The organism is Cyclobacterium sp. 10D3-21, from assembly GCF_055809755.1.
Genome location: NZ_CM147924.1, coordinates 2,125,104 through 2,138,242, shown reverse-complemented (window position 1 = coordinate 2,138,242; position 13,139 = coordinate 2,125,104). Strand labels below are relative to the sequence as shown.

At 38.0% G+C, this 13,139-nt stretch carries 6 protein-coding genes; 5 read left to right on the top strand and 1 reads right to left on the bottom strand.

Features of this window, described 5'->3' with window-relative positions:
- Positions 1-80: 80 nt before the first annotated feature.
- From AC0L7T_RS08690 to AC0L7T_RS08670, 5 genes are all read left to right on the top strand, one after another.
- Entirely contained in the window at positions 81-1,316 is a 1,236-nt protein-coding gene (locus AC0L7T_RS08690) for an RNA polymerase sigma factor (RefSeq protein WP_473342161.1), read from the top strand.
- A gap of 456 nt (positions 1,317-1,772) precedes the next feature.
- Positions 1,773-4,082, top strand: coding sequence for a hypothetical protein (locus AC0L7T_RS08685; RefSeq protein WP_473342160.1), 2,310 nt, complete (start codon positions 1,773-1,775; stop codon positions 4,080-4,082).
- Positions 4,083-4,468: 386 nt separating this feature from the next.
- Entirely contained in the window at positions 4,469-5,257 is a 789-nt protein-coding gene (locus tag AC0L7T_RS08680; RefSeq protein ID WP_473342159.1) for a hypothetical protein, read from the top strand.
- A gap of 250 nt (positions 5,258-5,507) precedes the next feature.
- The gene (locus tag AC0L7T_RS08675; RefSeq protein WP_473342158.1) at positions 5,508-10,208 is read left to right on the top strand and encodes a RecQ family ATP-dependent DNA helicase; all 4,701 of its coding nucleotides are present in this window, start codon (positions 5,508-5,510) and stop codon (positions 10,206-10,208) included.
- Between the two features lie 267 nt (positions 10,209-10,475).
- Complete coding sequence (locus AC0L7T_RS08670; RefSeq protein WP_473342157.1) at positions 10,476-11,645, top strand: cyanophycinase; 1,170 nt, start codon at positions 10,476-10,478, stop codon at positions 11,643-11,645.
- Between the two features lie 11 nt (positions 11,646-11,656).
- On the opposite strand, the gene AC0L7T_RS08665 is transcribed toward AC0L7T_RS08670, so the two are convergent.
- On the bottom strand, positions 11,657-12,835 hold the full coding sequence (locus tag AC0L7T_RS08665) for a sialidase family protein (RefSeq protein WP_473342156.1): 1,179 nt from the start codon (positions 12,833-12,835) through the stop codon (positions 11,657-11,659).
- Between the last annotated feature and the right edge of the window lie 304 nt (positions 12,836-13,139).

Sequence of the window (13,139 nt, the reverse complement as noted above, 5' to 3'; positions counted from 1 at the left end):
AATTAAGTGTACGGATGGAAAAACTTGTACTATAAGTATCTGTACCATCATTTAACTCAGTTTAGCGTATAATTTTGGTTATGCAAGAAAAGGAGCTTATTCCTCATTTATTCAAAACAGAGTACAGGAAAATCATTTCTGTACTCTGTAAATTATTTGGAATAGTACACATAGAGATTGCAGAAGACATCGCTAACGATACTTTCCTTCTAGCGGCCGAAACCTGGGGAATCAAGGGTATACCTGATGATCCCACCGCTTGGCTTTATACCGTCGCCAAAAACAAAACAAGGGACCATTTCAAAAGGACAAAAATCTTTACTGAAAAAGTTTCAGTGGTCCTTAAAGATACGCAAGCACCGTCCTACGAACTGGAACTTGACCTTTCTGAAGAAAATATCAATGACAGTCAACTGAAAATGTTGTTTGCTGTTTGCAACCCTATCAATAGCAATGAATCACAAATTGCCCTTGCCTTAAGAATACTTTGTGGTTTTGGCGTGGAAGAAATTTCCAATGCCCTATTAAGCACAAAAGAAACAATCAACAAAAGACTCTACAGGGCAAAAACAGCTTTGCGGGAAAACAATATAGACTTGTCTTTTCCCTCGAACTCGAACCTGGAAAACAGGTTGGACAATGTGCTTTCAATTTTATACCTCTTATTTAATGAGGGCTATTATTCCTCTACATCTTCCAATTCACTCAGCAAGGACCTTTGTTTAGAAGCAATGCGTCTTCTCTACCTATTAACCGAAAATGAGAAAACCAATGTCCCAAAAGCGAATGCTTTAATGGCCCTATTTTGTTTTCATTCTTCGAGATTTGAGGCAAGATTTGATCAGTCCGGACAACAGGTCATCTATGAAGAACAGGATAAAGCAAAGTGGAATTTTGAACTAATTGAAAAAGGTGAAACTTATCTTAACTATTCAGCGATTGGAGGGCGGGTATCAAAATATCATTTGGAAGCAATAATTGCTTTTTGGCATTCAAGGATAAACGTGGCCGAAAAAGAAAAATGGAAAAATATTCTACAATTGTACAACCGCCTTTTGCAAATCGAATATTCACCCATTACTGCCTTGAACAGAACCTATGCACTGGCTATGGCTGAAAGTAAAGAAACGGCATTGAAAGAAGCCTTGAAAATAGACTTAAAAAAAAACCATCTTTACCAATCTCTTCTAGCTGAATTATACAGTGGAATAGATCAGGCCAAACACGTTCACCATTTGGATTTGGCCATAAAACTGGCGAAGAACGAAAATGACAAGCTATTTTTAATACGTAAACGAGAGAAAGCCAGTGGCTAGTAGGCAAAAGATTACTAAACAACCAATTCTACTAACCTATGGTACAATTGGGTTAATCTAACCTATTCTCATCCTGAAAAAATCATTTATCATTAACGGGCTACACCCGTGGCTGTGATATTGCGCATTTAGGGCTGGTAAAAAAAACACAATTCACTTTCTTCTACTATGGACCACTCTAAGTGTTTAAAGCGCTGTATGGAATGTTAAGACTTCGGAAAAAAGTAAAGTAGTGTAGCTTAACCCGACATTCCTCCCTTCATTTCAGGAATTGAATACCTTGGAAATTGGTTTTAACCCATACAATAGAAAATTGGCTTAAGCCTTTTCACCATTGGAACGCCCATTTTTTTGGTCTATATTCACCTCCTAAGACAATATTTCTATTGGTAACGAGACATAGGCTAACAGCAACCACTTGCACTCAAAGTAACCCCATTAATTAAGAATCTAATTATGCTTGGTAATATTTTCAGTGACAATAAGTTTAGACACTTTACCGGATGGCTGCTTCTCATACTTCTGATAAGTAATTGTTCAAACAAAGAGCAGGGTAACTTTAGTACCTCGTATTTTAAAATAAAGATTGATGACAAGGGTTTTATCACCAGCATGAAAAACAATGTGGTGTCCCAAAATCAGGAATTTAGTCCGGCAGATAAACCTTCTCCTTTAATGTGCCTTTATGACGGTGATAAGCAAATCTATTATGAGCCTATTAAGGCGACATTCAATGAAACGAACGAGGCAATAACACTTGATTTCTCCAACGGATCTGTGGCACAAATCAGCCTGGAAACGAAAAACAAATATTTCAAATTTACCCTTGAATCCCTCAGCCAATCTGAGGGAATTGAGGGCATCCAATGGGGACCTTATCATACGAATATCACCAATCTTTTTGGCGAGATAATCGGCGTTGCAAGAGATACCAGCGAGCTGGTCAATTATGCCATTGGGATGCTTGCCCTGGATGACAACACACTGGGAGGTACTTCTGAAACCATAGCAGATGCTGCACCATTTCAGTACATTATCCATTCACCTGATCCTTCACATTACCCCTTACCTGACTCCTTGCATGAAGGTCAGGTTTTCACGCTTGGTGGAGATGGCATCAACGATGTAGCATTTTATGCCCACAAAGAACCCTATTTCAGGATAATGTATGGCAATGCAGCTACCGTTGACGACAAAGGAAGAATCTCCATAAATTACCAGTCAAGAGATCGGACTAAAAAGAGGGAGGTCTACTATTCTTTGATTCCCAATATGGCAGTAAATACACCCAATCATTTGGAAGTTCAGCCATTGCCCGGCATTGACTATATCGGCTCTTCAATAGCACTGTGGGGCAGTCCAGACAGCCTTGCCTTGATGGAGGTTATTCAAAACATTGTATTGTCAGAAGGTTTGCCCTACCCTACCATTAATGATAAATGGGTGAAAGATCCTTCGGCTTTTGTGCCAGATGCCATGACCCACGGAGGATTAAATGACAGCATCATTTCCTATACTTTTCAATTGGGTTTTAAAACAATCAGCCTGTATGACCAGGGTTTTGTCAGACCTGACCGGGGAAATGAAGGTTATATTGACGGGAAAAATTTTGAGCGTAAGCCTATACAGCTTACCTCTGGAAATAAATCCCACAAGGAATTTTCTGAAATGGCCGCCAAATATGGGATTACAATTGGCAGGACCACCATTACAACTGCACTGGCTCCAGGCACCAAAGATGCCAGCCCAATCCCCAGTGATAGTCTTTGTTACCAACAAAAACGATTGTTAGTAAACTCCATCAACCCCAACGATACCATTTTAATCGTGGATGACCCAACCCATTTGGATGAAATCGCAAGTTGGGAAGGCCATGCAGAGAATTTAAATATGATAAAAATTGGCAAGGAACTCATTTATTATCTGGGCGTTTCAGAAAACAAACCCTACAGACTTTTAAATGTAAAACGTGGGTATTGGGGAACAAAAGCACTTAATCACTCCAGAAATGACACCATTTATAAATTACAGGTCACCTTAAATTATGGCTATGATGGGTTAATTCCAAATATGGAACTTCAGGACAAAATTGCAGCATACTATGCTGATGTGTGTTTCATTAATGGGCTGGGTTATTACGATTTTGACGGGCAGGAGTTTTTGTTTAACAATGGGCATGGTTACTATTCGGCAAAGCGATTTTTTCGAAAAATGTTTGAAAGAGCTGCAGCACATGGAATTCCACCCATCCGCTTTACTGGAGCCACATTATCGGAAGGTTCATGGCATTATCAAAGTATATGGAATATTGGAGGAGGAAAGAATTTATACGATTTAGAAACCAGAGAATGGGGCAGCAGCACCAGTCAGGGCAAAGACCTTAGGGATGTGACATATGCCAATTTCTTCCCTGTTGGCATGGGCCGTAATTTCGCAATCAATGCCAGCTCGACAGTTGAACAATATTCACATATACAAGCCATATCTGTAGGCCTTGGCACTACCTATAGTTTGGAGTTGAACCAAAAAGAGGTGGAAAGTTGTCCTCAGAAATACGAAATATTTAGAACAATAAGCACTTGGGAAAAGGCCCGTTCAGCCAATGCTTTTCCACGGAATATCAAAAAACTATTGGTTGATCCAAAAAGAAACTGGATCCTGGAGCAGGGTGAAAACGAAGATTCCTGGATACTGTACGAATTAAAAGAGGGAAAGGAGAAGGTTAAATTTGTTTTACACAGAAATGATAGCAATTCAGCTATATAATGAAAAATATACTGTTCATTTACCCGGATTCGAAGACATTGATAAGTATATTTAGGTAATTAACTTAAAGCAATATTTTTGCGGTTTTTTTGATAAAAAAAGGCAACAAAGCCTTCAAGCATATCCTTTTTTTACCAAACAGGTATTTTTTTTATTCATTGCTATAACAAACCACTGAAAAATAGTATTTTGAACTTTTAATTATAAACAAAGTTTTTTTCAACTAACTGAAGCTGTCCTTTTCCGAATAGTCATTGACTTGCTTTAAACCAGGTACACTATTTTTCAACAGTATAAATTGTTCCCAAAACAGCAAGAAAAAGAAGGACTAAATGTTAAAGACAAAAAAACATCCGTCACTTAATAAAAATTAAAACAATTGCCCCATGAGAAAATCAATTTCAGTACTAGTGCTTTTTTTACTATTCATCTCTTTCAATCAATCCTTTAGCCAGATAGATGTTAACGTAACAGATATTGAAAGTGAAGAAACTTTTTCATTCAATGAGATCTATGACACTTACGACTTGGACAAATCACTTCCCACTATGGTCATTACCTGGAGCGGAAAATGGTGTTATCCCTGCATCAATTTAATCAACCGATACAATGATTGCGACTTGTCGATGCTAAATCTAATAACCATAAATGTAGACGCTGAAGACAACTTAGCCGATATCTTAGACGAGGGGCACCACCATGATTGGGACAAGGCAATAAACCTTCATGCAAACTTAGGGGAGGATGAGAAGGGCTTTGACAATGTATTCAATGTTACCTCAGCTCCATTGGTGCTGTATTTAGTCGATGGGATGATCTCAGATGCTGTAGTTAGTTATTCCCTTTACCCCTATCGCTTGTTACAAACCGACCGAATCAAAGACATTGGTTTTATATGGAACAGTTCAAAAGACTTAAACTCTCTTGCATGGGCTTATTACAGCAATGAGGATGACAAAGAAAAATTAGAACTGGCAAAAGAATGGGTTATTCGCTCAATTAAATTGGAGAAAAACTACTCAAACACTGACACTTACGCCGCTTTACTTTTCAAAACAGGAGAATATACAAGATCATTAAAACTCGCCAAAGAGGCTATAGAAATTGCCAAAGAAAAAGACCTGGATTACAGTTCTACAACAGATTTAATAAATAAGGTAATTGAAAAACTATAAGAAAAAACCACTTAATATAGGGCTGTGATAAACATTAATCACGGCCCTTATCTTACCTCTCCTCATTCGAACAATCCTTTAAATACACACCACAAAACAGAACATTTAACTGAAAATAGGACTAGAAACGAAAATTAATCACATAGATAGGAACTACCACCAAACCCATCTTTTATTACTATCTTAGCTAAACTTTTATTATACAATTAACCTAAACTAAACCCACTATAAATTCAGCGGGAAATATATCATGAAATCAATTGCTTTCATAGATACTGAAATAGATGCAAAAACCCGAAAGGTTTTGGACATAGGGAGTATTAAAAGCAATAGGGCAGTATTTCATTCTCCTTCAATAACTGCTTTCACAAATTTTATTAATGGGTCACAATTTATTTGCGGCCACAATATTTTCAATCATGATTTAAAGTACATTCAAAGGAATCTCAACGAAGTAAAAATCGAAGCTGCCAATATTATTGACACCTTATATTTATCTCCACTATTATTTCCTAGAAAACCTTATCATGCCTTACTAAAAGATGACAAACTTCAAACAGAAGAAAAAAACAATCCTTTAAATGACGCCATAAAAGCCAGGGATTTATTTTTTGATGAAATTGCAGCCTTCCAACAGACAGATGAATCCTTACAAAGGATATACTTTTTACTGCTTAGAGATAAAAGAGAATTTAGTGCTTTTTTCACCTTTATTGGGTTTGCAAGCAAACAGGTTGAGGTAGAATCCTTGATTCGTGAAAAATTCAATTCCGAGATTTGTAGTAATGCAAACCTTAAGCATCTTATCGCTAATAATCCCATTGAGTTGGCCTATTGCCTTTCATTGATACATACCAAAAGTCGTTTTTCAATCACTCCACCATGGGTATTGAAAAACTACCCTGAGGTGGAAAGGTTAATGTATTTGTTAAGAAACAATGCCTGTCTCACTGGATGTGGTTATTGCAACCAGGCTTTGGATATTCACAGGGGATTAAAAAGATTTTTTGGCTATGACGCTTACAGAACTTTCGGAAACGAGCCCTTACAGGAAAAAGCCGTAAAAGCAGCGATTAACAACAAGTCAATTCTAGCCGTTTTCCCTACCGGAGGGGGCAAGTCCATTACTTTTCAAGTTCCTGCCTTGATGGCTGGGGAAAATGCCAAAGGTTTGACAGTTGTAATTTCCCCCTTGCAATCCTTAATGAAGGATCAAGTGGACAATCTGGAGAAAAGTGGAATAACGGATGCCGTTACCATTAATGGCTTGTTAGACCCTATAGAGAGAGCCCAGTCCTTTGAAAGGGTAGAAAATGGCGCAGCATCCATTCTTTACATTTCCCCGGAATCATTACGATCTAGAACCATAGAACATTTACTTCTTGGCAGGAATATTATCAGGTTTGTAATTGATGAAGCCCATTGTTTTTCCTCTTGGGGCCAGGATTTCAGGGTAGATTATTTATATATCGGGGATTTTATTCACGCTTTACAAGTGAAAAAAAATAGAACGGAAGGAATCCCTGTGTCTTGTTTTACCGCAACGGCAAAGCAAAAAGTCATTGAAGATATTCGTGATTATTTTAAAGAAAAGCTCTCCCTGGAATTGGAGATTTTCAGTTCGAATACTTCAAGAACAAATTTGCATTATAAGGTCTACCCTAAAGATGATGAAGAGCAAAAATACAATACAGTAAGGAATTTAATTGAAGAAAAAAACTGCCCAACAATCATATATGTATCAAGAACCTATAAGGCCTACAAGTTAGCGGAACGCTTATCCGATGATGGTTTTCAGGCAAAACCCTACCATGGAAAAATGGATAAACAGGAGAAATCTGAAAATCAAGATGCTTTTATTAATGGGGATATTCAAATAATGGTGGCGACATCTGCATTTGGAATGGGTGTCGACAAGAAGGATGTTGGTATGGTAGTCCATTACGAGATTTCAGATTCTCTTGAGAACTACGTTCAAGAAGCGGGCCGTGCAGGTAGAGATGAAAATATTACTGCAGACTGTTTTGTATTATTTAACGAAGATGACCTTAGTAAACACTTTATATTACTCAATCAGACCAAATTAAGTATAAAAGAAATTCAACAGGTTTGGAAAGCTATAAAATATATCACCCGCTTTCGCTCCTCGGTATCAAATTCTGCATTGGAAATAGCCCGCAAAGCTGGTTGGAATGACAGTATTGATCAAATTGAATCTAGAGTCAAAACAGCGATTTCAGCATTGGAAGAAGCTGGCTACTTGAAAAGAGGGCAAAATATGCCTAGAATTTTCGCTAATAGTATATTATCAAAAAATGCACAGGAAGCCATTGATAAAATTAACGCTTCGGAAAAATTTCAGGATAAACAAAAACAACATGGCGTTCGAATAATAAAAAAGCTTTTTTCCAGCAAAAGCAAAAGTCACTCAAACAATGAAGAAGCAGAATCACGGGTAGATTACATCTCTGACCACCTCGGAATTGTTAAGGAAGAAGTCATTAATATTATCCGCCTCCTTCGCGAAGAAAATATTTTGGCTGATGCCAAAGATTTAACTGCTTTTATAAAAAAGGGGGAACACAAAAATAGATCTCTTAGCATTGTGGAATCATTTGTTAAAATTGAAAACTTTCTTCTTTCAATATTTGAAGAAGAGGAAATGTCATTTCATATAAAAGAACTGAATGAACAAGCCGAAGAAAGCGGCTGTGAGGAAGTAAGCCTCCATAAGATTAAAACCATTGTTAATTTTTGGGCAATCAAAAATTGGATCAAACGGAAAACACAAGGCTATTCCAAAAGCCACCTGGCCGTTGTATGTATTCAGCCGAAGGAAAACCTTAAAGCGAAATTAAAAAAACGGCATGAACTGGCTGTTTTCCTTGTAGATTTTCTCTATACCAAAAGCTTCGCCAAAACCTCGAATGAGGTACAGTTCAAAGAGCAAGTACTGATTGAATTTTCGGTTCATGAACTTAAAAAAGCCTATGAAGATTCTCCTCTGCTATTTAAGCTCGATATCACAACTGAAGACATCGAGGACACGCTTTTTTATTTATCGAGAATTGAAGCAATAAAAATTGAAGGTGGTTTTTTAGTTGTTTATAACTCATTGACCATTGAGAGAATTGAACAAGACAATAAAATCCGGTACAAGGTCGAGGATTATCAGAAATTGAATCAATTCTATGAAAACAAGGTGCAGCAAATCCACATCGTAGGAGAATATGCCAAAAGAATGATCAGCGATTACAAGGAAGCCTTACAATTTGTAGAAGATTATTTTCAATTGAACTATAGTGTTTTTTTGAATAAATACTTCAAAGGAAGTCGACAGAATGAAATCAAAAGAAACATCACACCTACTAAATTCAGACAACTTTTTGGTGAACTTTCACCTCGACAGTTGAAGATCATAAAAGACAATCAATCAAAGAATATAGTGGTTGCAGCAGGTCCGGGGAGTGGCAAAACAAGGGTGTTGGTCCACAAATTGGCTTCCTTACTTCTTATGGAAGATGTGAAACACGAACAGCTACTTATGGTTACTTTTTCGAGGGCAGCAGCTTCAGAATTCAAACAAAGATTACTCAATTTAATTGGCAATGCTGCTAATTTCATCGAAATAAAAACCTTCCATTCTTACTGTTTTGACTTGCTTGGAAAAATTGGAAATTTAGATAAGTCGTTGGACATAATTAAAAAAACAGTTGAAAAAATAAACAATGGAGAAGTAGAAGCCAACAGGATTACAAAGACAGTTTTGGTAATAGACGAAGCCCAAGACATGGATGCGGATGAATTTGCCTTGGTCAATGCATTAATGGAGCGAAATGAGGACATGAGAGTAATTGCTGTTGGCGATGACGACCAAAATATATTTGAATTTAGAGGAGCCAATTCCAAATACTTGCAAAAATTTATTAATGAAAAACGGGCGATCAAATATGAACTGACAGAGAATTACAGAAGCCAAAGTAACCTGGTGGAATTCACCAATCAGTTTATTGAGAAACTTCAAAACCGATTAAAAAGCAGTCCAATTAAAGCCGTCTCAACTACAAATGGGAAAATACGAATGGTAAAATACCAAGGCCAGCATCTGATTTCTCCTTTTGTGATTGACATCAGAAACACTGAAATCAAAGGAACCACCTGTGTATTGACCAGATCAAATGATGAAGCTTTACAAATCACTGGCTTGTTGCTTAAAAATAATATTCCGGCAAAATTAATTCAGAGCAATGATGGCTTTAATTTATACAATCTTTTGGAGGTTCGGTTCTTTTTGAATCAATTGGAGTTAGACGACGATGTTTTTGTGATAAATGATGACGTTTGGAGAAATGCCAAACGTGCTTTGTGGGAAAAGTATCGAGGGAGTTCAAAGATTGAAATTTGCATTAACCTTATTAAGGAATTTGAAGCATCCAATCCCAAAAGAAAATACAAAACGGACCTTGTCCTCTTTATTCGTGAGTCAAAGCTGGAAGATTTCATCACTGATCAGGGGGATACAATTTTTGTTTCGACCATACATAAAGCCAAAGGCAAAGAATTTGACAATGTTTTTCTACTCCTCCAAAACCTTACCCATTTAAATAGCCAGGACATAAGACTCTTGTACGTTGCCATGACAAGAGCTAAACAGAATTTGCTTATTCATTTAAAAGGAAATTTTCTGGATAAAATTATCGTTGATGACTTGCTGAAAGCAGAAGACCCTGAGCTTTGGACCGAACCAGATATTATGGTCATGCAACTGAGCTATAAAGACGTTTGGTTAAGCTTCTTTAAGTCCACTCAATATAGAACCTCCCAATTAAAAAGTGGAGATGAGCTACAAACTTACAATAGAGACTGCTTTGATAAAGAAGGAGAACCAATATTAAAGTTTTCAAAGAAATTCCGTAGTCAAATAAATGAATTGGAAAAGCGAGGTTTCTAGCTCACCTCAGTAATAGTAAACTTTATCGTATACTGGAAAGAAGAAGAAACTGAAAAAGAAATCAAGGTTGTATTACCCGAATTGCATTTTAAAAGAATACCTTTCATTACCACCAATCCACCTGAATTAGAAAATAGCCCTTCTGTGGCTTATTAGTATCAGCTTAAAACAGGCAGGTGACATTCTCCTTGAAATCAGAATGGCTCAAAATCGCATAGGTGAAGCTTCTTAATTTGCTTGCCGTTCCAAAAAAAACACTACAATCCATTGAATACAAATAAATACAAAGTCTTACTCGTCGCACTTATTTTATTGGTTTTCTCCCGTGTAAACGCTCAACAATTGGATGCCCCTAAGGCTGGGGCTTTATTGATTATGGGTGGAGAATGTACCAATGATTATTTTTTAACACAGTTTTCAGGATTAGTGGGTGGGCTTGAAAGTAAGATTGTAATTATCCCTACAGCCATGGAGGACAATCTGCTTGACACTGAATTTGACCTCAACAGGATTAAAAAACCTTTTGAGGATCATGGCTTTAAAAACATTGAGATTGTACATACACGAAGCAAAACAATTGCCAATGGGGATTCTTTAAATGCTATCCTGCTTAAAGCAGATGGGATCTGGATCACGGGAGGCAGACAATGGAGGCTGGCCAAAACCTACCTCGGCACCCAAGTCGTCACCTCCCTAAAAACCATCTACAATGCAGGGAAAATCATCGCCGGAACCTCAGCCGGTGCCTCTATCATGGGCTCCCTACTTGTCAGGGGAGATTCGCTAGACCACACTTTGATGATTGGAGATTTCCCAGAAGGTTTTGGCCTGGTAGAAAACATTGCCATTGACCAACACCATCTCGCCAGAAACAGACAGTTTGATATGTTTGAGATCAAAAGAAAGTATCCTAATCTCCTCGGAATTGGTATTGAGGAAAACACAGGGCTTATTGTTAATAAGGACAAATTCAAGGTGGTTGGAGCGGGTTATGTCAGTATTTACGATGGCACTCGATGGTCAGCCGAACGGGATACGATTTACAATCTTCCCGCAGGTTTGGAACAATTCTATTTATTGGCCGCTAACCTCGAGTATGACATGCAAAAACGAAAGGTTATCTTCCCTGAAGACCGCTTAGAAGGCAGCACCAATGCTCCGCTACCATTGACACTGGAAGGGACCTACCAGCAAGCCGAAGGGCTTGAGGTTGGGAATGACATCCGAATTAAGGTGACCATAGAGAACGGTAAATGCTATTTTGAACAATCATGGAATGGCGCCTCCTATGAGGTCAAGTACGATCATGCCCTGACCTTCTTCAGGCCCAATGCCAATGCAGTATTCTATTTTGAAAAAGACAAATTCGGATCCATCGATCGTTTCAATTATTACCAGCATGGAAGTACGACATGGAAAAAATTAGACAAGAACTAAAAGTAAAACCCTTATTCCAGTTTCCCAAACATTATCCGCTCTTTACGGCTGGCTGAAAAGTCACCCTGTGTTGTGATAAGCCAGATACTATTGTCGTGTTTAGCGAAACTTGGATACTGAAAAGATTTGGTGGTCCTAAAGCTGTATTTGCGTTCCCAATTTTCCCCATCACGAGAAACATCAATATTAAATACACTACGAGAAACGCCATCCACTTGGCTTGCTTCCTGCCAGCCTAAGTAATAGATTCCATCGAAACAATCAAATGTTGGCTTTGAGCTTGTCCCATTAGGAATGGAAGGAATTGGTTGACCAATGGTCCAGTCATGAGCGTCTTTGCTATAGCTGATATAGTAATTCCTGTCTCCCTCATCGCTACGACAAATGGCCATCCATCTGCCATCAGGAAGCCGGTTGACAGAAGATTCAGACAAATTCGCTGATTGCGGTTTATTGAAATGACCCAACACTTCAAAAGTATCCAGCTTTTTGTTTGTTACAGCCAAGGCATTTTGCTTACCGGGGAAGTTGTTCAGTGCCACATAAATTCGCCCGTCAATTTCTTTGAAGGAATCAAAAAGGTAGGCACCGTATCCAACCGGCTTTTTATTAAAGCCTTGGGCTTTGGCATCCCTATAAAAGTTTTCAGTGGTAAAATCTTGTTTGCCTGCGGCTGTTTTGATTTTCGCTTTGTAAATCTTCTTCGAAAAGCTTCCAGAGCGCAAATTATAATCAATGTACCATACCTGAGAATGAGGGTTTTCTCCTGAAAGTTCGCTCACAAAGTAAATGCGAAGCGTTTTCTTATCCTTCTGAATGATCCGCGGTATCCAGCATTGCCCTTTTGGCAGGGTAACATTCTCAAAACTTTGTTCACCACGTGCAAAGGGGATAATCTTTTCTGTTTCTAAAGTCTTTAAATTAACTATAGACATGGCAGAATAAATAAAGTCCCAATTACCACTCTCGCCAGGTTGTAGATCATTTACCTCAGCCACTATATAGGCGTAGTCACCCACCATTACAAATTCAGCATCATGCGCTCCCTTGACTTCGGGAGCAGTAACTTTTACCAATCGCTCAAGTACTGCATTTCCTTCGGCAACAGGGTCCCAATTCTCCGGTAAAATTTGCTGGGCATGTAAAGACAATGAACTGAATACGGCAAGCAATAACAAAAAACTTCTCATGGTAAATATTTGGGTTTTGTAAATTGACTAAGCTAGCTTAATTGCTTTTAACATTGCTTACCCTACTATTTGCCTTCTTCTCATGCACGCTAATTAATGAAAAGGAACAGGTTTTTTCTAAAAAACTTTTCTAATCTTTGAGAATAAATAGCCACTTTAATTGCTTTCAACCATAGTTGGGGCTTATTTAAACTAGGAGTCAAAACTTGATCAGTAGATTAAACGGCAGTAAGATAGGGGTTAAGCCAAATATTTACAAGGGTAAACAATCACGCATAGCTACCGGAGTTCCTTATGGCTCAGG